Below are 20,236 nucleotides of genomic sequence, written 5' to 3'. Positions count from 1 at the left end.
AACCTTTTTATCATACTATAAAACCCCGGAATTGAAAAGTTTCGGGGTTTTTTATTCGCGATCATAAATAGCATACCCCACAACCTTCGGAATCGGGGCTTCCAACAGACATATATAACAGATCGCTTTTAAAACCAGATCTACGGATCAACAGGTCAACCGGCCCTAAGCCGATCTCCTTTAAATAAACCATCTATACCTAAATTTTACAACTATTGCGTTTTACTGGCACAATTTGTATATTCGGTGCTACCATCACGATCCTGTATGAAATATATTTTATTACTATCCCTCTTTTTTACTATTAGTGCCTGCAGAAAAGAAACCGGGGCCGACAGAGTTCCGGCAGATGTAACAAGGGAAAAAAATTCGGACGTTACAGATATAACGTCAGGACAAGATGACCGGAAAGTACTAACAAATGAAGCCGTTGACATAAGCCTGTGGGACTTTAACGGAGATGGTGAGTCAGACGACCGTATTACCGTACCCGTTATTGAAGGTTCAGGAAATCCGGTTGAAGACGGCATACCCCGCAAATTCACCATAACATTTGACAACAAAACATTGCCGGACCTGGCTGTGGGATGCTGCAACCCTATGCCTATAGGAGAAGGTGACCTAAACGGCGATGGAGCGGCGGAGTTATCGGTTTTCCAGTCACCTATGAACGGCTGTGTGTATACCATGACAACTTATACCTTCCGCAACGGTAAATGGAAGCAGCTTTTTAAACCTTTCCCTGTTCCGACAGGATGTGACGGAATTTCAAACGCAGCGTTAGAGCAACTGGTCTATAAAGAGAACGGCAAAATTTACTTCATGGAAACCGATGTGAATGATGAGGATCTTAAAAAAAGCCCTAAAGAAGTGAAGCTATGAAAAAGATAGTGCTCTTGCTCCTGATGGGATACTTTAGCTATGCACAACAGCCTGAACACTATTATCCTCAAACGCAGTTCGACAGTGATACCTGCTGCTGGCGAAAAATTTCTGCTGAAGGAAAACACCATGAAAGTGCTGAATTAATTGTAAACTATATTAAAAATAGCCAAAATGCAGAAAACAAGCAGTCGCTTAACTGGCATGCAGGTCAAATGTATGCCATGGCTGGAGAGGGCAGGCAGGCAGTGAAATACATCAAAAAGACATACGACAGTTTTTACAAATGGCTTGGTGGTGAAGATGGTAAGGGGTGGTATTATTTTGCTAAAGGCACTGTTGCTTTTATAGAGCGCGACAAGGAAAAACTGGAAAGGATAATTACCTATTGGAAGAAGGAACTACCGTTGGACAATAATTATGAGGAGTTGGTAACTCTTTATAATAATTGGGATAAAGAGTATAAGGACGCGTATTTGTAGGATCGTTTATAACAAAAAGCCACGGATCCCTCAAATGCACACAAGATCGGTACATTGATGAAATTCGTGGCTTTAAAGGAATGCTGCTACAGCTTCACTATTTTTTGAGATGCCGTACCGCTATCAGACACTACACTTAAAATATAGCTTCCTGCCGCAAGACCGCTAAGCGATATATTGCCGCTGAAGTCCTCACGGGGCTGGCTGAATACCACCTGTCCCTGCATGTTGTATACTTGTGTGGCACAGCTGCCCACCGGTAACGGTATGTTTACAACCTCAGTTACCGGGTTAGGATATACCATAAATGCAGGTAGTTCGCTACCGTTAATATCCGCGGTATCGTCGTTCTTAAACCTGCAGATGATCATCTTCATCTCTTCAATACTACTTAGGCCTGTAAACCCGGCGGTAAAGATCCGACCGTCTTCCGTTTGGGTTATGTCCTGGAGGTAATTCAAATAGTCGCCGTCAGAGTTCGTAAAGTCAAGAAGCAGTCGCCCGTTCTCCCCAAAAACCGTATCTGTTTCGCCGTTGCTGGTAAAACGCGTCAGGTAGTAGGAGGTGCGTATGTAGGGATATGGGTAAGAAGCGTTACCGCCTGCCAGTATCTTGCCATTGCTTTGCAGGTGCAGCGATGTGAACTGGTCGTTCGCGCTGTATACTGTAGGCAATATCACCTTCCCAAATGTGCCAAAGGTACTGTCCGGGATGCCATTGGCATTTAACCTTACAACCGCAGGGCTGTTCGAATTAAGTCCCCCGGTGCCTGTAAGGCCTATCGCATAGCCAGCCACCACTAACTTACCATCGGGCTGCAATGCTATTTCCTGAAAGCTCCCATTGCCTCCATCGGACGAAAGAGGTACTATAGCTACTCCGCCATCAGCAAATGTAATGTCGGGGCTTCCGTCTTCATTAAAGCGGCTTACCACAGCATTTTTTATATCAAAGTACGATTCGCCCGCTATAACAATTTTATTATCGGGCTGCACCAATACATCAAGGGCAAGGTCAAACTTATAACCGGTAACATCGGCGTGTACCATGCCATTATTGCCAAATGTGGTATCGGGAGTGCCATCAGAATTATAACGGTGCACCTGGTACACATTAATAAACCCGTTCCAGTACTGGCCTGCCGCCACGATCTTTCCATTTGGCGCAATAGCCATACAGCTAATGTATTGAAGGCCGGGCGATACAACTCCGTTGCTTCCAAAATTCACATCATGTGATCCGTTAGCATTAAGGCGCCTCACTTCTCCCTGCCCGTTTATAGAGCCGCTTACAATTATCTTTCCGTCGGGCTGTATTTTAAGTCCGGTAATAAAACAATTCAATTCTGCAGGGTTACCAAAATAAACAATGCCATTGTCGCCAAAAGAGGTGTCGGCGTCGCCATTCTCAAGGTGCTTGTTAACAAATGCCCCGAGAAAGGCTCCGCTGTAGTCCTGGGAATAATTGAGACCGGCAGTAAGCACAGCGCCGTCGGGCAGGGCGGCGATACGGTAAGCACGGGTCATTTGCTCCTGTACATAAAGTGACTTTTTGCCTGTACCGGCAAAAGACGTGTCAAAAGTGCCTGGCTGTGCTATAGCAAGTATGGGGGCGCACAGCAGCGGCAATAAGATCTTTTTCATAATTAGTATCGGTTGGTTTTGTTGTTAGACGGCTTTTATGTTAAATGGTTGCGTCTATTTCATGATCTTAAGACTAAATGACCTTAAATTAAAACAGTTGATCGTCGGTCATGCCGCGTACATATTTGCAGGAACCACTACTCCTTTGCAAGTTAGCAACTTAACAATATTGACAATGGTCTATGGCAGACCACACTCTGTGAAAGTATTTAGTATATTTGGTTGTTAAATTACATTGAATGTTCCAAACCCGAAGACATCTCATCTACACCATCCTTGCCGGGATCTTTATCACTAATGCAGTTGTGGCCGAGCTCATTGGCGGCAAGCTCATATCTGTGGGTTCTGTCCCTATGAGCGTGGGTATATTGCCGTGGCCGGTGGTATTCATTACTACCGACCTTATCAACGAATATTTTGGCGAAAAGGGGGTACGCCGGCTTTCTTACATAACCGCAGGGCTTATTGCTTATTGTTTCATTTTACTATGGCTGGCACTTGGTATTCCGGCGGTTCCGGGAATGGGTGTACAGGACGCCGCATTCTCATCTGTCTTCGGACAGGGCATGTGGATCATTGTAGGGAGCCTCACGGCATTTTTAGTGTCGCAGCTAATAGATGTTACCATTTTCCATTTTGTGAAGCGCAGGACGGGAAAACGCATGATATGGCTACGTAGCACCGGGTCAACCGTTATATCACAGTTCTTCGACTCATTCATTGTTTTAGGCATCGCTTTTTGGGCAACCGGGCAAATGGATACCAGGACATATATCGCCTCCGGACTTACGGGTTACTCCGTTAAGTTGGGGATCGCCATACTGCTTACCCCTTTAATTTATTTAGGCCATGCGATCATTGACAAACACATGAAAGCAGAAGCCGTAGATCAGGACTAATTATGAAAGATAAAACAAGATGCCGCTGGTGCGTTGGCGACGCCCTCTACGAAAAATACCATGACGAAGAATGGGGCCGACCCGTTCATGACGACGACAAGCTATTCGAATTCCTGCTGCTGGAAACTTTCCAGGCAGGGTTGAGCTGGATCACCATCCTGCGGAAGAGGGAAAATTTTGCCAAAGCATTCGACAAATTCAATTACAAAAAGATCGCGCAGTATGGTGATGACAAGATAGCCGAATTGCTTCAGGATACCGGCATCATACGCAACAGGCTCAAGGTACTTTCGGCCATATCCAACGCGCAGGCATTCATAAAAATACAGGAGGAATTCGGGAGCTTCTCCAAATATTACTGGAACTTTACAGATGGTAAGCCTATTGACAATAAATTTACGTCAATGAGCCAGATCCAGGCTACCACTCCCCTGTCTGACAAAATAAGCAAAGACCTTAAAAAACGCGGGTTCAAATTCGTTGGATCAACCGTTATTTATGCCAATATGCAGGCCACGGGAATGGTGAACGACCATGTCATGGAATGCTGGACCAGGGGCTAAATATCAAATCTCAGAAGGTAGATCTTAGATGTAGCTTCATTCAAGCTTAAAAAAATACTGAGCGCTATCCATAAGAGTATGTGCATCCATGCTCCCTCTCCTTTGGAGAGGGTCGGAGACAGGACAAAAAAAGCATCCTTATGGGATGCTTTTCGTATAGTATATCATTTTGCTTACGCGTGGCCGCCGCAAGATCTTTTAGCGGTTTCTGAACAGCATCCGCCTTTCTTCTCAGTGCCGCACCCTGCTTTCTTATCCGCTTCTTTTTTAGCCTTTTTATCTTTCTTAGTTTCTTTTTTCTTTTCTTTTTCCTGCTCTACCGAAAAGAACGCTTTGTCGCCTGAAGACTTCACTTCAGAAACCTTGTAAGCACCGTCAGCAAGGCCCTCAACAGTTTCTACAAGCTTCTCAGGAGTTTGTTTCGCCGCGTCGAAAGACACTGTAGCCGTTTGTTTTTCGAAATCTACCTTAGCTTCGCCTACGCCGTCAAGGCCGGCAAGCTTTTTCTCGATCATCGCTGCACATCCTGTAGGGCACGTCATGCCATCGATCTTAAAACTTGTGGTTTCAAGGTTGGCAGCCGTTTCCTTATTCATGGTGCTGTCAACCGAAGTGCTGTCCTTTTCAGTGCCTTCTACGTTGCCGTCTTTAGATTTGTCGTTGCAGCTTGCAAAAAGCACAGCCGAAAGTGCGATAAGCGATAGTTTCTTTGCGAAATTCATGGTATATCTTTATTTGTTTAATACATTATTTAGAACAGGTTACAAATTTATACAAAACGGTTGTATTGTGCTGATCATTATGCCACTAATTTCAGGAAAGTGATGTTTTTAACGTTATAACCGCCGGGTGGAATTACTGAGGTGCTATATTGTTGTAATTACAGGTCAAAAAAAAGCTCCCCGCAATGCGGAGAGCCTTTTATCAAACAATTATTATGTTTTATTGGAAATCAGCGGCAGTTACGCCTTCGTTGATCTTGGCCTCAGTAACTGTAAGGTCAAGCTCGATGCCGATGTTCATGTTGATCTTGTGAGGAAGCTTGATGCCTTTCACTTCTTTATAGTCGCCATAGTAAGTGAACATTGGCATTTTTTGGCCGTTAGGGCCTTCCTGCTCATGCGCTTCAGCCACTTTTAGGTTAGTAGCTACATCATAATAGTACGTATCCGTACCTTTTTTAACCGCGTAAGCATCTTTACCGTTGATAGCCTCGATAGTCGTAAGGCTTACACCCGGAACTGATGCCATGGTAAGCTCTTCGAACGGAACAGCTGTTTCTTTGTTCTCTTTGAACTCAGCAGCATCCATTTCCATCTTCTGGCCCTGCTGAACGCTGTAGCCGCTCTTATCGCCGATCACCTGCTTGAACATTGAACCCATGCCCGCAACCGTGATCTCTACCGCCTGTTTTTTCTCAGCAGATACTTTGCTGGTAAATGTTACTGCCATGCCCTGTACAGATGCCGAAGACTTTGTAGAAACTGTCTTCACAGCCTTTACCGCCTTTTCGCCACCTACAGCTTTGATGTAGCCATCAAGTACCGTTTTGGCAGTTACGCCTGCAGGTACAGGTTTATTCATTACCGGCTTCTCTGTCGGTTTACCGAATTTATCAAAGTACATGATAGGCATTTTCCTACTTTCAAGTCCCGGAAGTACATCAGCAGCTTTACCTACGACGATCACCCTTGAGTTATCGGCAGAGAAATATTTCTTAGCAGCGTTCCTTACATCTTCCGGAGTTACCGCGTTGATGTTCTTGATGTAATTCTCGAAGAAATCTTCAGGAAGCCCTTGTGTTTGCGTAAGCAATGCATAACGCGCAACAGTGCCCGGCTTTTCCATGTTCATTACAAAGCTACCAATGTATTTAGCTTTTGCATTTTTAAGGTCTTCCTCGCTAACAAGGTCGGTCCTCATTTTCTTGATCTCGTTGAATATCTCAACAACAGCACTGTCAGTAACAGTGTTCCTTACCGAAGTCGAAGCAGAGAAATCGCCTACGCGCTTGTCGCCACCTATCGAAGAATAGGCACCGTATGTCCAGCCATGGGCCTCACGAAGGTTAAGGAAAAGCCTTCCTTCACCACCACCACCAAGGATCTGGTTAGCAAGTAGTGTTGCGAAATATTCTTTATCCGTCATCTTAAGGTTGGATATGTTCACGACCGAGATCTCAGACTGCACCGCGTTAGGCATGTCTACAAAGTTGATCTGCGAGTACTGAACATCTTTAGGGTCGCTGTAGCTCACTTCCGGAGCAAGGCCCGGCTTCCATGAACCGAAAAGCTTCTCAACCTGCTTCTTAACATCCTTAAGCTTTACATCACCTGTTACTACAAGGTATGCTTTGCCCGGAACGAAGTAAGTCGCATAGTTCTCTTTAACATCCTCAAGCGTTACATTGTTAAGTGTTTCTTCGCTAAGGTATTCGCCATTCGGGTGGTTCTTGCCATACACAAGTACAGAATTAACCCTGCCTGCTACCGAAGTAACGCTCTTCTCGTCAGCTTTAAGGCCTTCAAGGATCTGCGCTTTCTGCTTATCGAATTCTTCCTGCGTGAATACCGGGTTAAGTGCGCCATCGGCCATCAATTCCAATATCCTGTTCGAATATTTTGAAAGGCCGCTGCCATACGCCGACTGCGAGCCGAAGCCTATGTTCGCACCAAGGAAATCAACTTCCTCGTTAAATGCATCTTTCGACATTTTTTTGGTACCGCTGCCCATAAGGGATGCTGTCATGTCGCTCACGCCTTTTTTGCTTCCTTCAGCATAAGGGGCGTTGTCCATAGTAAGGCTGTACGATACGCGTGGCAGCTTGTGGTTCTCTACAACAAGTACCTTAAGGCCATTCTTCAGCGTAAAGGTTTGCGGCTTGCCCACGTTAACCGTTGGCGACGGCCCTGCTTTTGGCATTGGCCTCTGTTGTGCCTCTGCGGCCACAGTTAAGAATAAACCGGCTAATAGATATATAACTTTTTTCATCTTTTTTCTGTATTCTTATTTTTCTGCTTTTTCTGTTGATCCTACGTAGTCAAGTATCATCCTTTGGTTCGGATTTAGGTACTTTTTGGCCACATCCCTTATCTCTTCCCTTGTGATCGAACGGTACATGTCGATCTCGGTATTGATAAGGTTCACATCACCATAAAGAAGGTAGAAAGAAGCCAGGTTCTCAGCGATGCCCTCAACATTAGAGTTGCTGCTCACGTAACGGCTTTCGAACTGGTTCTTAAGTTTTGTGAATTCCCTTTCGGAGATAAGCTCATTTTGAAGTTTCACGATCTCGGCATCAGCCTCTTTCATAAGGTCTTCAGACGTAAAGCCTGCCATTGGCATACCGTATATGATGTAAAGGCCCGCATCTTCCTGGCTGTAGTTGAAAGCGCCGATCTGCATTGCCATTTTCTTGTCATCAACGATCTTTTTGTACATCCTTGAGCTCTTTCCGTCGCTAAGGATAGATGAGATCATGTCAAGTATGCGTGCCTCACGTGTTTTCATAGATGGTGTCCTGTAAGCAGTAACTACCATAGGAAGCTGTACGTTAGGATCTTCATAACGTGCCCTGAAGCTTTCTGTGATCGGCTTCTCTTCAAATTTCTGGCGTGTTACCGGCGTGCCTTTTGGTATGGCACCAAAGTACTGCGATATCCATTTTTTAGCCTGTGCAGGGTCAAAGTCGCCCGCTACTACAAGCACCGCATTGTTCGGGATGTAGAATTTCTTGTTGAATGCCTGGAACTCCCCAAGGGTAGCGGCATCAAGGTGGTCCATTGAACCGATGGTCGCCCAGCGGTAAGGGTGTACCTTGAACATATTCCTTTTAACCTCTGCAATAAGGCTTCCGTAAGGCTGGTTGTCTATACGAAGCCTTTTTTCTTCCTTCACTACCTCATTCTGGGTATCAACACCGATCTGGTTGATCACAGGATGCATCAGCCTTTCCGACTCCAGCCAAAGGCCAAGCTCAAGGTTGTTAGATGGGAATACTTCATAGTAATAAGTGCGGTCGTCAGAGGTGTTGGCGTTATTGTTACCACCGTTAGATGTAACTATCTTAAACCAGTCGCCGCGTTTGATGTTCTCCGTTCCTTCAAAAAGAAGGTGCTCAAAAAAGTGTGCGAAACCTGTTCTTTCAGGATTCTCGTCCTTAGAACCTACGTGATACATTACCGAAGTAATGACTACTGGCGCACTCTTGTCCTGGTGCAGGATCACGTGCAGGCCGTTGTCCAAATTGTATTCTTCGAATGCCACTTTCTGGGCAGAAGCTGTTCCGCCAAGCATAAGGAGCGAACCCAAAGCGATTAACGATCTTTTCATAAAAATACTGATTATTATTGTGTTTTGATAATTGGTGTGCAATTTCGGCAATTTGTTACAATTAAATTATATTTTTTTTAAGAAGTTGGTTTTTAGAAGCAACTTAATTGCTAAAAAGACATTTACTAAACACTAATAGATGGCTTTTAAAATTGTGGACATATGCACCTTAACGCTGTACTGCAACAAGACATTCTCCTTAAATATGATCGGCAATGAGATCATATTTGTAACTTTAGACTTGGACTTTGGACCTTAGACTTTAACCCTAATCTATTTTTTCTAAATATTACACGGTCAGGTTGCCTGATAAATAATAAGTTGTATATTTGCGCACTTAAAAAAATTAATTAAACCATATTGTTATGTACGCAATCGTAGAGATAGCAGGGCAGCAATTTAAAGTTAGCAAAGACCAAAAGGTATTTGTTCACCGTCTTGAAGGTAAAGAGGGCGACGCGGTTACATTCGCGAAAGTCCTTATGCTTGATGTTGACGGAACGATCACCCTAGGCGCCCCGGCTATAGAAGGTGCTTCAGTAGAAGCCAAAGTGCTGCAGCACTTAAAAGGAGATAAAGTAATCGTTTTCAAGAAGAAAAGGAGAAAAGGTTACAAGAAGAAAAACGGACACCGTCAGTCTTTGACTCAGATCCAGATCTCCGGTATCATCGGAGCGGGAGCTGCACCAAAGAAAAAGGCTGCTGCTAAAAAAGCAGACGTGGCTGAAACAACTGAAACTGCAGAATAATATTAACAATTAAAAACAAAACATCATGGCTCACAAGAAAGGTGTCGGTAGTTCCAAGAACGGTAGGGAATCGGAGTCGAAACGTTTAGGCGTTAAGATATATGGCGGCCAGGCTGCTATTGCCGGTAACATCATCGTAAGGCAGCGTGGTTCTAAGCACAACCCGGGCGAGAACGTGTACATGGGCAAAGACCATACACTACACGCTAAAGTTGACGGAGTTGTTAAGTTCCAGAAGAAAGGCGACAACAAGTCGTTCGTTTCTATAGTTCCATTCGAAGCTTAAGAAATATTCTTATCGAAATATAAAAACCCACTCGATCGAGTGGGTTTTTTCGTTACCGGCTATTTATATCTAACCGTGCCTGGATTTTATTTAACCACATAGTCACATAGCTTTTAATTGGCGGGTATAGTGTGCAACAGATCAACATATCGCCTGAAGCTTCGCTTCACTATGCTTAACTATATCCGCTTTGATCAACGGATAACTAAACCCTATGTATCTAATGTGGTTAAAATTAAGCCCGTAAATTCAGGCGGTTATTTAATAAGGTTCTCCTCTACAATAGCCTGCCATTTCTTTACCAGCTGCAGTTCCGTGTTTATCTGCATTAGCGTTGCGCTGTTGTAGAATTCAAGGACAGTGTCTCCCTCTTTCGAGCTGTTGTGCACCAGTATCAGCTCCAGCTTGTCTATGGCATTGTCGGCACCATTGATGTACGCTTTGTTAACACCTGCTAAATGAGCCTGCCTCTGCACCTCTCCATCTTTTGTCCTTCGCAAAAAGAACAGGCATTTCGCGTTGTCATCAATACCTATTACCGTATTGTGCCACAGGTCATGGCGTGTAATGTTGCAGCCACTCGTTATCGCCTGCGCTTTTAGCTGCTTGATCAGCAGCTGCTGTTTTTCTTTTTTCTTATTATATACAAAGATGAACGGCACTACGCAAAGCGCTATCAGCACCATTCCAATTATTGTTGTCTGTAAATCCATTTTTTGTGATAATTATAAAGTTATACAAGGCGCTCGCGGAATGCGGCGCCTGAAAAGATCCGTTGATAAACGGCTTATCACCAAAAAGAATGGAATGGGTAAATGATGTCGGCAACCGAAAGGATGTGCATGTTCTGCGACTTCCTTACATACTGCCAGAAGGGTTGAAGATCAAAATGCGCTGCTGGTTGGGGGATAGGCGCGATCGCATTGAAAAGTAATTTGAAATTCTGCGGCTGGCTGTATTTAGCGAAAGCCTCGACAAAAGAGGTTTGCGTGATATGGGCCGCCAATTTGTCCGGCGTGCCGGGAATGAAGGATGTGCCGGTTGACGAAATTTCCTGGTAGTCGGCCTGGGGGCTATTACCATTACCACTGCCACCCACAGCTAAGCAATAGCATAGCGCGAGCAGGATGATCATGGTATGTTTCAATGCCTTCATGGATGCAAAGATACCACTTTATTTTTGGGCACCCACAGAGGCCCGCTTTACACAGGCAGGAGAATAACCATGACATGACCAGCCCTATGTTACCATACCATAAAGTGTTAGCAAAAAAACAGCGGAAATATTGTTTTCTATAGGCATTTTCTTAAATTCGCTCCTGCCGCAGATCAAATCGCGGTGTCAATTTTATTAACCAAATTAAAACGATCTGAAATGAAAAACTTATTCCAAATGTTGGTGGTGGCCCTTGTATTGGCATCTTGCAACAAAACAGCAAGTACCGAAGGTGAAAACACTGACGCTACTACAACTGAAGCTACCACCGAAAAGCCTGCCGTAGCCTATGTGTTTAACGAAGCTGACTGGGTAGAGACCGACCTGAGCCCTGCAAATAAAGCATACCCGGTACTTGTAAAGCTGCCTAAAACAGCAAAGATCGGACCGAGCGATGTTAATCCTGAAGACCTTACGGTTACCATAAATGAAGAAACAGGCATTAACGTTAGTAGTGCTTTTGAAAATACCATTGAAGAAGCTGTTAAAAGGTTTAAGGCGCAAAGTACCGGGGCAAGCACCAAACTGCTAAAAGAAGATGCAAATGGTTTTATGTATGAGGAACTTGCTACAGAAGGATTTGATGCCCAATACAGGTTCTATGTTGTAGTGAAAGCTAAAGGCGAGGGCTGTTACGTATTCCACAACCATGCTACAGGCGTAGTTGCAGGAACAAAGGAAGCTGCAGAAAAAATGTATGAAGCTATAAGAAGTTCTGCTAAAGTAAAATAATTATCCTTCCGCGATAAAAGATCAGGGGGCTGTCTCAAAAGGACAGCCCCTTTTACATATTGGATATCCTTTGTTTTCTGAAAAGATGACACTGCCGTGGCAAGGCATTTAACCCTCAATATCCATTTTGCGCAGCAGGCCATCCTGCACGGTGTAGCTATGAGTTACAATACCATCAAATAACACCTTGCCCTCCATGTCCTTCACAAGCTGATGAACAGTTACCACTACACTTTCGTTATCCAGTACGTTAATGGCAGCCGGTTCAACCGTAGGGTTTATTTCTGTCCATTGCCGGGTCCAGTAACTGCGTATGGCTTCATGCCCCTGGACGTAGCCACCCTCAAAAGCCTTTGGCCATTCTACATCCGGATGAAATGTGGATAGCGCACTATCAATATCCCTGGAATTAAAAGCATGGTATGCCTTCTGAATTAGACCTTGTATTTTGTTTTTCATTTTAAATTATTAAATATACCCTGATACGACCTTCATAAATACCAGATCAACGCATCCACAGATCAACTCTTCAATATTGCCATGAAGTCTTCCCTGTCGATCTCCTTTGCCCCGAGGCTTTCCAAATGGTCGTTATGCACCTGGCAGTCCAGCAGCTTGTAGTTCTCCAACTGCAGCTTCTTGCATAGCGCTATAAAAGCGATCTTACTGGCATTTGGCACTTTGGAGAACATGCTCTCCCCACAAAAAACGTGCCCTTGATCAATGCCATACAGCCCACCAACCAACTCATCGCCCTGCCACACCTCAACAGATCTGGCGATACCTAAATCATGCAGCCTGCAATAGGCTTTGGTCATGTCATCGGTGATCCACGTGCCGTTCTGCCCGTTGCGTTTTATGTCACGGCAATTAGCTATTACATCCTCAAAGGCAAGATCAAAGCTTATAGTGAACATACCACGGTTCATCACATTGCGCATGCTCTTGGATATCTTCAGCTCGTCGAAAAACAGCACCATACGCTCGGGAGGGCTCCACCACAATATGGGCTCATCTTCCTCGAACCACGGGAATATGCCACTTTGGTAAGCCAGCAACAGGCGCTCTGTAGAAAGGTCGCCGCCAATGGCCACGATACCTTCGGGCGATGCTTCGTCCACCGGGGGGAAATAGAGTTCACGTGACAGAAAATACATCCGTTATTGTTTAGTAAGGCGGTCCAAAGTTAGGGATTGAAAATTAAAGTTAAAACAAGCCACCCCATAAATTGATTGACTACCTTCGCTCATTAAACGCATGCGACCTATGAAATATTTCCTTTTTGCACTCCTTCTTTTCAGTACTGCCGCCATGGCGCAGAATTTTGTCGACATGGAAAAGGATACTATTTACATGGAGGAAGTTGTGGTTAGCAAAGGAAAAAAGCTCAAAATGAAAACCCTTAGCCTAACCGGGCCATGCTATTCGCCGGAGCCTTTTAAGGATGCTGACGAGATCGTTACGCTTGTGGAAAATATCCCGGCCGGGTCGCTGGAGTCAGTTTCATTTTACTTCAATGGTGTATTAGATGACAAAAAAGAATTTAGCAAGCGCGCTACCTTTGGCATTTTGATATACACTGTGGATAAGGACGGACAGCCCGGACAGCGTATCGCCTATGATACCAAAGCCCTTATCATGGACGAAAAAGCAAAAGGCAAAATAAGCATAAACATTGCCGGGCTCGACCTGAAAAGCCAGAACAAATTATTCATCGGGCTGATAAAGGAATCCGGGGCGGATGTAATTGACGACCTGTATTTCGACTGCATGTGCAATGGCCACGACAAGTTCCTTACCCTTGCCAAAACTTCTGGAACCGCCCCGTGGGAACGCCGCTGGGTATGCGCAGGGATGCGGGTGGATGTGAGGGTGGTTTTGGATAAATAAAAAGATCCCGAAAGTTAAACACTCCGGGACCTGTGATTTGTGACCGTATCTTTAAATTTAAAAAGGCAGGTCGTCGTGCTCCTCCTCTTTAAAGTTGGTAGCCGGCTGGAACGAGTCATACGACTGTGGCGCCGGGGCTTGCTGCTGGTACTGTTGTGCCGGTGCGCCTGCCGGAGCCTCAGCCTGCATCTTCTCGATCCTCCAACCCTGTATCGAGTTGAAGTATTTTGTTTCGCCCTGCGGGTTTACCCACTCGCGGCCCCTAAGGTTTATAGAAACCTTTACCGGCTCCCCTGCCATGTAGTTGTTCAGCAGGTCACATTTGTCCTGAGTAAACTCTATCATGATGTGCTGTGGGTATTGCTCATCGGTAGTAACCACCATTTCCCTCTTCCTGAAACCGTTAGCACCAAAGGCTTTGGTTTCGTCGATCATTTTGATCCTTCCTGAAACTTCCATAATTGTCTGTTTTAATTTTCTGCCTCACAGGGCAGCTATCGTTAGTAAATAATTAAAAATCTTTCTGTGCGAGCAGTACCTTCCATGCGTCTGCAACATTATTATTGTCGAGCAGCTCTTTGGCCATGGCCAGTTTTTTTTGCTCATCGTCGGCGCTTAGAACGGCTTTCACGTCAAAGCTGCCTTTTACAAATATAGCAACTTCCTCATCGGTAGGCAAGGTTTCAACGTTGCCTAATTTACCAAGGTCATTTCCATTAAATATGCCATTTTCCTTTACAAATGCCGGTATGGCATCTACCCCTATACCCAGTGTCGTTAACGGTTTTTCCACTTCAAAAAGCCCGGCATTGGCACGGCTGTACCAGTTGCCGCCCATGCGTGCCACAAGGTCGATCTTGTACTGGTCGATCCCCGCATTGCCCTCGGTCATGATCTCCTCACTGATGTGCATTTTCACCACTTCGCAGATGATCAGGTTGCCCGCGCCGCCTTCGGTGCCAAGGTTGACTATATTGAGCACTTTGCACTCAAACTGCACCGGTGACTCCTTTACCCGGAACGGCTTCACAATGTCCGATGGAAGCATTGTCAATCCCGCCTTTTCGAACTCATTCACGCCATCGGCATATTCAGTACTTGATAATGATGCCTGCTGCACAATGTCATAATTCACCACATTGATCACCACCTCACGGTTCAGCTCGGCATTGATCAGCGTGTGCTTAATGGTATTGTCCCTTACCCTGCGCGCAGGCGAGAACACCAGTATCGGCGGGTTCGAGCTAAACGCGTTAAAAAAGCTGAAGGGCGACAGGTTAGGCACGCCGTTCCTGTCGAGCGTGCTGGCAAAAGCGATGGGCCTGGGCCCTACCGCCCCCTGCAAATAGCCCTGGAACCTGGCCGCGGGCATTTCTTTTGGGTCAATACTGAACATTTGGTTTGTTATTTACACAAAGATAATCGTTTGCACAAAGGGTTGCCGTTTTACTTTTGACAAAATATCAACATTTAGAATGCCCTACTGACCGGATAAAGCCAAACACCTATATCTTTTAAAGCTAAGACATTACAAGCCTGAACTGAACTGCCCGCCCCGTTTAGACGATCGGGCTGAGGTTTTTTACCTACCTTTATCTAAACACAACAAGCACCATGAAATTACGACTGCTCATCACAGCATTATTACTCTCGGCTATTGGCTACAGCCAAAAAAACATAAAGAAAAACTATCAATACATTAACCCCCTCATAGGCACGCAGCGTATGGGGCATACCTTTCCGGGGGCTACGGTACCGTTCGGGTCGGTGCAGCTTAGCCCGGACACCGACAGCATTGCCTACGAGCTCAATAAAAAGTACAACGGCAAGGTATACGAATACTGTGCGGGCTACCAGTATGCGGATAAAACCATCTGCGGGTTCAGCCACACGCACTTTAGCGGCACAGGGCATTCCGACCTTGGAGATCTCCTCATCATGCCTACCACCGGCAAATTGCAATTAGGCCCCGGCACGGCAGACAATCCCCGATCAGGCTACCGCTCGGCGTACTCGCACGCCAATGCAACAGCCCTGGCAAATTACTACAAGGTAAAGCTGGATGACCACAACATTATTGCCGAGCTGACCACCAGCCAGCGTGTGGGTTTCCATCGCTATACGTTCCCTAAGTCGGATGAAGCACACATCGTCCTCGACCTCATGGCCGGCATTTATAACCACAAGGACAAGAATGTCTGGACATTCGTAAGGGTCGAGAACGATACAATGGTAACGGGTTACCGCCAAACGCAGGGCTGGGCACGGACTCGCACGGTGTATTTTGCCATGGCATTTTCGAAGCCAATAAAGCAATACGGCGCGGCTAAGTATGATGAGAACAACATCTACAACGGCTTTTGGCGAAAATTCGACCAGACTAAGAATTTTCCCGAAGCGGCCGGCCATAACATAAAAATGCATTTTGACTTTGAAACGGCAGAAAATGAACAGATACAGGTAAAATTTGCACTATCGCCCGTAAGTACCGCCAATGCACTTGCTAACATGCAGGCTGAAGTGCCGCACTGGGATTTTGACCGCACCCGCGGGGATGGCGAGCAGCTTTGGGAAAAGGAACTCAACAAAATACAGGTGGAAACGCTGACAGAGGATGATAAAGTGAATTTTTACACCGCAATGTACCACGCCTTCATCAACCCGACAGTGTATATGGATACAGACGGAAGCTATAAAGGCCTCGACCAGAATGTGCATGTTGCAGAAGGCTTTACCAACTATACCACATTCTCGCTTTGGGATACCTACCGGGCACTGCACCCTTTATTTAATATCGTACAGACAAAGCGAAACAACCACATGATGCGGTCGATGCTTGCGCATTATGACCAAAGTGTGCATAAGGCATTGCCGGTATGGTCACATTATGCCAATGAGAACTGGTGCATGATAGGCTATCACTCCGCTTCGGTGCTGGCCGATGGTATCATCAAGGGCAACCTGGCCTATGACCCGGAAAAAGCGCTTGAAGCCTGCATTAATTCGTCTAACCTGAAATACTATGACGGCATTGAGCACTATAGTAAAATGGGTTACGTGCCGGAAGATAAAAATGGCGCATCGGTTTCCAAAACACTGGAGTATGCCTATGACGACTGGTGCATTGCGCAGATCGCAAAAAGACTCGGCAAAACTGATATTTACAATGAATACATGAAGCGTTCTGAAAATTATAAGAATGTATTCGATAAAAGTACAGGCTTCATGCGTCCGCGGCTTTCTGACGGTACATTTAAAAAAGAATTCGACCCACTGGATACGCACGGGCAGGGATTTATAGAGGGTAATGCGTGGAATTACAGCCTGTATGTGCCACATGACCCCGAGGCTTTAATCGCCATGAACGGCGGTAAAGAGCAGTTCGCCAAACACCTCGATTCGCTGTTTACCATGACACTGCCCGATAAATATTTTGAGCATACCGAGGACATTACCCGTGATGGCATCATTGGTAACTATGTACACGGCAACGAGCCTTCGCACCATGTGGCCTATCTGTACAACTGGACCGGAAAGCCCTGGAAAACGCAGGAGCGTGTGCGCATGATACTCAATGCCATGTACAGGCCAAAGCCCGACGGGCTGGGTGGCAACGACGATTGTGGCCAAATGAGCGCATGGTACATTTTCTCGTCACTTGGGTTTTATCCTGTAGCGCCGGGGAGCGATGAATATGCCATTGGCAGCCCCTTGGTTAAGAATGCTGTCCTCAACCTGGAGAATGGGCGAACGTTCACCATCACCGCCAGGAACCAAAGCGCTAAGAATGTATACGTGCAGAAAATGGAACTCAACGGGAGGCCATTTACAGGAACTACCCTGAAGCATGATGATATAGTGAAAGGCGGGGCTTTGACATTTTACATGGGAAGCAAGCCGAAGAAATAGATTTTTGGATATCAGATTTTAGCCCGGAGAGCAGACATAAACTGTGCAGGTATCCATTAAAGCTATAAAAACAAAAAAGCCCCCTCACGGGGGCCTTCAGGAAGGTTTCATCGGTTAATCTTTCCTGTTGTCTTATTGCTTAACTTTAGCAGAGCTCTTAATGATCTCATACACTTTCTTAGCCGCCTCTTCGGTATAAACCTTTTCTGACATGGTCATAGAGCCGCTGTCTGAAAGGCTAAAGAATGCTTTATCTTTACCTTCAAGTGCAAAGAAGAAGTGCGACTCAGGGTTGTACGTCGCGCCATTGGCCTCAGGCTTCATGGTATAAGTGAATACAAATCCGTTAGGCTCATCCGTTATGGTCTTGATGTCAACATACTGCTCTGTACGGCCGGTAGTCAGGGTCTTGTTGGCTTTGATAAGCTCTTCCATAGAGCTTACAGCCTGTGCGTATACAGAGATAACATAATCTTCGGCGATCTTTACATCAACACCACCGTTGCCATTCTTTTCAAGTACGGCATCTTTAGGCAGCTTTACGATGATCGGGGTCAGTGTCGAAGTTCCGCTAAGGTCGGTCTCAACCCAGTCCGCTTCGTTCACAGTATAGATGGGCTCCTTCCCTGCCGGTGCAGCTTCAGTTTCTGTAGCAGCTGTTTCAGTTCCTTCGGCGGTTGCATTTTTGTCTTTGCACGAGTACAGCGCCATAGACAGCATCAGCGCCATGATAATGGTTTTTTTCATTGTATAAGTTTTTGAATTTAATAATTAGTACGATGAGCCAGTTAGGCTTGTACAGGCTGTTTTTTGCCGTTACGCATTGCAAAGGCGAACAAGGCCGCAAGCAGGGCCGGTACAGCAACGATGATGGCCACGGTACGGTTGCTCATTGCGCCGTATTTGCTGCTGAAATCAGGTGAAAGAACAATGGCTGCAAGGCTTATTACGAGTGTTGCTCCAAGTATCATTGCCGTAGTTTTTCCGCCAGCTTTGAATAGGAATACTGCAGAAATAAGGCTCGTGAGCGCAAGCAGGGCCATCAGGATACCCAAAGTAGTGTAAGTTCCCGGAGATGCGATGTCCATCATTTCTTCCATGTCGGCTATCTCAGTATTCATGGCATCTGCCTCAAGTCCCGAAAGCTGCTTTACATTCTCTTTCATCGTTTCAAGGTCTTTTTTAGCCTGCTCTACCAGTGGTGCCGACTCTTTAGCGTCTTTGGCATCGCCAAAATTACGTACTACTCCAAGAGTACCCATACCTACTGCAACAATAACTGCGATAATCCCTAAGATCCTCATTAAAATCCTCATGTCTTTTTTGTTTTATGGTTAAAATTATTTTTATGGGGCGAAAATACAATTTTATTTATACGTCACTTTTTTCGGGTTAAATTTTTCTTAAGATTATAAATAAATTCATCTTGACTTAACACCGGCTATGACTTCCATTTAATTTATTTCCACGCTCTGTTTTAATTACAAGGCAAATGTAGGCAAGCAACTTTCATGTTTTTGGGTAAATGAATATCTGACCGAACTCAGTGAAAATTTGAAATGCTCAATTGAAAATTCGTAAAACAGGGGAACATAAAATATCCCACTTGGGTATGTGCGGATAGAAATGGGGTTGTGCTTTACGAGAGCACCAGGCGGAATTTATCTTCATCTTCGGCAAATTCCTTTATGACGCGATTGCGCTCTTCCAGCAGGCCGCGCATATATTTTTTAAGGAAAAGGTTGTCGCCCATGCGGCCAAATATCCCATACGGGCTTTGGTAGTCGAAAATGTCTGTCATATACGTCGTGCCTCCCCTGTCCTCAAAAATATGCTCGTGCCGAAAGCCTTTAAAAGCGCCCTGTTTCATTTCGTCCACAAAATACTTTGGAGGATCAAAGGCCGTGATCTCGGAGGTCAGCCGTTGCCAGATCCCGAAATGCTTTGCCCGCCAGGTCACGCTTTCGCCCATGCCAATGAGCCCTGATGTAGTTCCGGCAATGGCTTCCTCATTAGTATGGGCAGTCGAGATCTTGTGCAGGTCGATGCTGCGCGAAAGATCGAATATCCTTCGGATGGGCGCATGGATAACTGTTTCTAAGACTATCCGTGGCATTAGTTATATACCCTTATGGCATTTGGCCCAAGCACCTGTACACGGTACGGCTTTAGCGGATAGCGCACATCTCCTTCAGGCAGCCCTGTGAACAAGCTATATACCACATCGTCGCAATTGCACTTTACATTGATCCCCTCTAGTGTAAGTGATGAGCAGGAAGTGACCGGCTGGTTGGGGCAGGTAGCTTCATAAGCTACATAGCCGCTGCCGGTATTCATAACGATGATGCCGTTGATGCCAATACCCGCCTGGTTCACGCGGATGGGGTTGGCGGGGAACTGCAAAGGTGAGTACAACGCCAGGCTCATGTCCAGGTCTATAGAGAAGTTGTAATTGGGCAGGTAGCGGTTATTATTGTTATAGTCATCGCTCCCACAGGCAGAAAGCAGGGTAAAAGTAAGGAGCAGTACAATATATTTTTTCATAGCGTAAAATTTTGCCTTCATAATTATGAAACAAAGTTAATTTAATTAACTTTGGAGTATGCTATTGCATAATTAAAAATTGATTTAACATAAAAATACTATCTTTGTA

Annotated in this window: 23 protein-coding genes; 9 read left to right on the top strand and 14 right to left on the bottom strand. The window is 45.4% G+C overall.

Going from position 1 to position 20,236, the window contains the following annotated elements; genetic code table 11:
- Window positions 1-267 precede the first annotated feature (267 nt).
- Window positions 268-882, top strand: a complete 615-nt coding sequence (locus ACT6R0_RS12540) for a hypothetical protein (RefSeq protein WP_444653779.1) — start codon at window positions 268-270, stop codon at window positions 880-882.
- Window positions 879-1,364: a hypothetical protein gene (locus ACT6R0_RS12535; RefSeq protein ID WP_444653778.1), complete on the top strand. Its 486-nt coding sequence runs from the start codon at window positions 879-881 to the stop codon at window positions 1,362-1,364. The genes ACT6R0_RS12540 and ACT6R0_RS12535 overlap by 4 nt, the downstream gene beginning before the upstream one ends.
- A gap of 86 nt (window positions 1,365-1,450) precedes the next feature.
- Here ACT6R0_RS12535 and ACT6R0_RS12530 read toward each other — a convergent pair whose 3' ends face one another.
- Entirely contained in the window at window positions 1,451-3,007 is a 1,557-nt protein-coding gene (locus ACT6R0_RS12530; protein WP_444653776.1) for a T9SS type A sorting domain-containing protein, read from the bottom strand.
- Between the two features lie 239 nt (window positions 3,008-3,246).
- Between ACT6R0_RS12530 and ACT6R0_RS12525 the strand changes: the two genes are divergently transcribed.
- Together ACT6R0_RS12525 and ACT6R0_RS12520 are read left to right on the top strand one after the other, a co-directional pair.
- On the top strand, window positions 3,247-3,906 hold the full coding sequence (locus ACT6R0_RS12525; RefSeq protein WP_444653775.1) for a queuosine precursor transporter: 660 nt from the start codon (window positions 3,247-3,249) through the stop codon (window positions 3,904-3,906).
- A gap of 2 nt (window positions 3,907-3,908) precedes the next feature.
- Window positions 3,909-4,469, top strand: coding sequence for a DNA-3-methyladenine glycosylase I (locus ACT6R0_RS12520; protein ID WP_444653774.1), 561 nt, complete (start codon window positions 3,909-3,911; stop codon window positions 4,467-4,469).
- Window positions 4,470-4,642: 173 nt separating this feature from the next.
- Here ACT6R0_RS12520 and ACT6R0_RS12515 read toward each other — a convergent pair whose 3' ends face one another.
- The 3 genes from ACT6R0_RS12515 to ACT6R0_RS12505 all read right to left on the bottom strand — a co-directional run bounded on the left by ACT6R0_RS12515 (window position 4,643) and on the right by ACT6R0_RS12505 (window position 8,801).
- A complete protein-coding gene (locus ACT6R0_RS12515) occupies window positions 4,643-5,191 on the bottom strand; it encodes a heavy-metal-associated domain-containing protein (protein WP_444653773.1) in 549 nt (182 codons plus the stop codon).
- A gap of 220 nt (window positions 5,192-5,411) precedes the next feature.
- Complete coding sequence (locus ACT6R0_RS12510; RefSeq protein ID WP_444653772.1) at window positions 5,412-7,460, bottom strand: M16 family metallopeptidase; 2,049 nt, start codon at window positions 7,458-7,460, stop codon at window positions 5,412-5,414.
- A 15-nt stretch (window positions 7,461-7,475) separates the two neighbouring features.
- A complete protein-coding gene (locus ACT6R0_RS12505) occupies window positions 7,476-8,801 on the bottom strand; it encodes a M16 family metallopeptidase (protein WP_444653770.1) in 1,326 nt (441 codons plus the stop codon).
- A 365-nt stretch (window positions 8,802-9,166) separates the two neighbouring features.
- Here ACT6R0_RS12505 and rplU point away from each other — a divergent pair, with 365 nt between their 5' ends.
- Window positions 9,167-9,550, top strand: a complete 384-nt coding sequence (rplU, locus tag ACT6R0_RS12500) for a 50S ribosomal protein L21 (protein ID WP_444653768.1) — start codon at window positions 9,167-9,169, stop codon at window positions 9,548-9,550.
- Window positions 9,551-9,575: 25 nt separating this feature from the next.
- Window positions 9,576-9,836, top strand: coding sequence for a 50S ribosomal protein L27 (gene rpmA, locus ACT6R0_RS12495; RefSeq protein WP_108777454.1), 261 nt, complete (start codon window positions 9,576-9,578; stop codon window positions 9,834-9,836).
- A 257-nt stretch (window positions 9,837-10,093) separates the two neighbouring features.
- Here the strand turns inward: rpmA and ACT6R0_RS12490 are convergent, their stop codons facing one another.
- Together ACT6R0_RS12490 and ACT6R0_RS12485 are read right to left on the bottom strand one after the other, a co-directional pair.
- Window positions 10,094-10,549 (bottom strand): hypothetical protein, encoded by a 456-nt coding sequence (locus tag ACT6R0_RS12490; RefSeq protein ID WP_444653766.1) that lies wholly within the window; start codon window positions 10,547-10,549, stop codon window positions 10,094-10,096.
- Window positions 10,550-10,626: 77 nt separating this feature from the next.
- Complete coding sequence (locus ACT6R0_RS12485; protein WP_444653765.1) at window positions 10,627-10,992, bottom strand: hypothetical protein; 366 nt, start codon at window positions 10,990-10,992, stop codon at window positions 10,627-10,629.
- 219 nt (window positions 10,993-11,211) lie between these two features.
- Between ACT6R0_RS12485 and ACT6R0_RS12480 the strand changes: the two genes are divergently transcribed.
- A complete protein-coding gene (locus ACT6R0_RS12480) occupies window positions 11,212-11,784 on the top strand; it encodes a hypothetical protein (RefSeq protein WP_444653763.1) in 573 nt (190 codons plus the stop codon).
- Between the two features lie 108 nt (window positions 11,785-11,892).
- Here ACT6R0_RS12480 and ACT6R0_RS12475 read toward each other — a convergent pair whose 3' ends face one another.
- Window positions 11,893-12,243, bottom strand: a complete 351-nt coding sequence (locus ACT6R0_RS12475; protein WP_444653762.1) for a nuclear transport factor 2 family protein — start codon at window positions 12,241-12,243, stop codon at window positions 11,893-11,895.
- 62 nt (window positions 12,244-12,305) lie between these two features.
- Window positions 12,306-12,941, bottom strand: coding sequence for a leucyl/phenylalanyl-tRNA--protein transferase (aat, locus tag ACT6R0_RS12470; protein WP_444653761.1), 636 nt, complete (start codon window positions 12,939-12,941; stop codon window positions 12,306-12,308).
- A gap of 109 nt (window positions 12,942-13,050) precedes the next feature.
- Here aat and ACT6R0_RS12465 point away from each other — a divergent pair, with 109 nt between their 5' ends.
- Entirely contained in the window at window positions 13,051-13,674 is a 624-nt protein-coding gene (locus ACT6R0_RS12465) for a hypothetical protein (protein WP_444653760.1), read from the top strand.
- A 57-nt stretch (window positions 13,675-13,731) separates the two neighbouring features.
- Here the strand turns inward: ACT6R0_RS12465 and ACT6R0_RS12460 are convergent, their stop codons facing one another.
- The gene (locus ACT6R0_RS12460) at window positions 13,732-14,133 is read right to left on the bottom strand and encodes a DUF3127 domain-containing protein (protein ID WP_444653759.1); all 402 of its coding nucleotides are present in this window, start codon (window positions 14,131-14,133) and stop codon (window positions 13,732-13,734) included.
- A 52-nt stretch (window positions 14,134-14,185) separates the two neighbouring features.
- Window positions 14,186-15,070, bottom strand: coding sequence for a flavin reductase family protein (locus ACT6R0_RS12455; RefSeq protein ID WP_444653757.1), 885 nt, complete (start codon window positions 15,068-15,070; stop codon window positions 14,186-14,188).
- A 218-nt stretch (window positions 15,071-15,288) separates the two neighbouring features.
- Between ACT6R0_RS12455 and ACT6R0_RS12450 the strand changes: the two genes are divergently transcribed.
- Complete coding sequence (locus tag ACT6R0_RS12450; protein ID WP_444653755.1) at window positions 15,289-17,583, top strand: GH92 family glycosyl hydrolase; 2,295 nt, start codon at window positions 15,289-15,291, stop codon at window positions 17,581-17,583.
- Between the two features lie 132 nt (window positions 17,584-17,715).
- On the opposite strand, the gene ACT6R0_RS12445 is transcribed toward ACT6R0_RS12450, so the two are convergent.
- The 4 genes from ACT6R0_RS12445 to ACT6R0_RS12430 form a co-directional block, all read right to left on the bottom strand.
- On the bottom strand, window positions 17,716-18,330 hold the full coding sequence (locus ACT6R0_RS12445) for a hypothetical protein (RefSeq protein ID WP_444653753.1): 615 nt from the start codon (window positions 18,328-18,330) through the stop codon (window positions 17,716-17,718).
- 41 nt (window positions 18,331-18,371) lie between these two features.
- A complete protein-coding gene (locus tag ACT6R0_RS12440) occupies window positions 18,372-18,899 on the bottom strand; it encodes a hypothetical protein (protein ID WP_444653752.1) in 528 nt (175 codons plus the stop codon).
- A gap of 323 nt (window positions 18,900-19,222) precedes the next feature.
- On the bottom strand, window positions 19,223-19,699 hold the full coding sequence (locus ACT6R0_RS12435) for an SRPBCC family protein (protein ID WP_444653751.1): 477 nt from the start codon (window positions 19,697-19,699) through the stop codon (window positions 19,223-19,225).
- Complete coding sequence (locus ACT6R0_RS12430) at window positions 19,699-20,127, bottom strand: Rieske (2Fe-2S) protein (RefSeq protein WP_444653750.1); 429 nt, start codon at window positions 20,125-20,127, stop codon at window positions 19,699-19,701. Before ACT6R0_RS12430 ends, ACT6R0_RS12435 begins: the two co-directional genes overlap by 1 nt.
- Window positions 20,128-20,236: the final 109 nt, after the last annotated feature.

The organism is Flavobacterium sp., assembly GCF_052437795.1.
Lineage (GTDB): Bacteria > Bacteroidota > Bacteroidia > Flavobacteriales > Flavobacteriaceae > Flavobacterium.
This window is presented reverse-complemented; position numbering and strand designations above follow the sequence as displayed.

Coding starts and splice junctions, on each gene's coding strand:
- ACT6R0_RS12460 (WP_444653759.1), bottom strand. CDS start 14,133: ATGGAAGTTTCAGGAAGGATCAAAATGATCGACGAAACCAAAGCCTTT.
- ACT6R0_RS12525 (WP_444653775.1), top strand. CDS start 3,247: ATGTTCCAAACCCGAAGACATCTCATCTACACCATCCTTGCCGGGATC.
- ACT6R0_RS12520 (WP_444653774.1), top strand. CDS start 3,909: ATGAAAGATAAAACAAGATGCCGCTGGTGCGTTGGCGACGCCCTCTAC.
- ACT6R0_RS12505 (WP_444653770.1), bottom strand. CDS start 8,801: ATGAAAAGATCGTTAATCGCTTTGGGTTCGCTCCTTATGCTTGGCGGA.
- ACT6R0_RS12490 (WP_444653766.1), bottom strand. CDS start 10,549: ATGGATTTACAGACAACAATAATTGGAATGGTGCTGATAGCGCTTTGC.
- ACT6R0_RS12445 (WP_444653753.1), bottom strand. CDS start 18,330: ATGAAAAAAACCATTATCATGGCGCTGATGCTGTCTATGGCGCTGTAC.
- rplU (WP_444653768.1), top strand. CDS start 9,167: ATGTACGCAATCGTAGAGATAGCAGGGCAGCAATTTAAAGTTAGCAAA.
- ACT6R0_RS12535 (WP_444653778.1), top strand. CDS start 879: ATGAAAAAGATAGTGCTCTTGCTCCTGATGGGATACTTTAGCTATGCA.
- aat (WP_444653761.1), bottom strand. CDS start 12,941: ATGTATTTTCTGTCACGTGAACTCTATTTCCCCCCGGTGGACGAAGCA.
- ACT6R0_RS12485 (WP_444653765.1), bottom strand. CDS start 10,992: ATGAAGGCATTGAAACATACCATGATCATCCTGCTCGCGCTATGCTAT.
- ACT6R0_RS12450 (WP_444653755.1), top strand. CDS start 15,289: ATGAAATTACGACTGCTCATCACAGCATTATTACTCTCGGCTATTGGC.
- ACT6R0_RS12510 (WP_444653772.1), bottom strand. CDS start 7,460: ATGAAAAAAGTTATATATCTATTAGCCGGTTTATTCTTAACTGTGGCC.
- ACT6R0_RS12480 (WP_444653763.1), top strand. CDS start 11,212: ATGAAAAACTTATTCCAAATGTTGGTGGTGGCCCTTGTATTGGCATCT.
- rpmA (WP_108777454.1), top strand. CDS start 9,576: ATGGCTCACAAGAAAGGTGTCGGTAGTTCCAAGAACGGTAGGGAATCG.
- ACT6R0_RS12465 (WP_444653760.1), top strand. CDS start 13,051: ATGAAATATTTCCTTTTTGCACTCCTTCTTTTCAGTACTGCCGCCATG.
- ACT6R0_RS12455 (WP_444653757.1), bottom strand. CDS start 15,070: ATGTTCAGTATTGACCCAAAAGAAATGCCCGCGGCCAGGTTCCAGGGC.
- ACT6R0_RS12440 (WP_444653752.1), bottom strand. CDS start 18,899: ATGAGGATTTTAATGAGGATCTTAGGGATTATCGCAGTTATTGTTGCA.
- ACT6R0_RS12475 (WP_444653762.1), bottom strand. CDS start 12,243: ATGAAAAACAAAATACAAGGTCTAATTCAGAAGGCATACCATGCTTTT.
- ACT6R0_RS12540 (WP_444653779.1), top strand. CDS start 268: ATGAAATATATTTTATTACTATCCCTCTTTTTTACTATTAGTGCCTGC.
- ACT6R0_RS12430 (WP_444653750.1), bottom strand. CDS start 20,127: ATGAAAAAATATATTGTACTGCTCCTTACTTTTACCCTGCTTTCTGCC.
- ACT6R0_RS12515 (WP_444653773.1), bottom strand. CDS start 5,191: ATGAATTTCGCAAAGAAACTATCGCTTATCGCACTTTCGGCTGTGCTT.
- ACT6R0_RS12435 (WP_444653751.1), bottom strand. CDS start 19,699: ATGCCACGGATAGTCTTAGAAACAGTTATCCATGCGCCCATCCGAAGG.
- ACT6R0_RS12530 (WP_444653776.1), bottom strand. CDS start 3,007: ATGAAAAAGATCTTATTGCCGCTGCTGTGCGCCCCCATACTTGCTATA.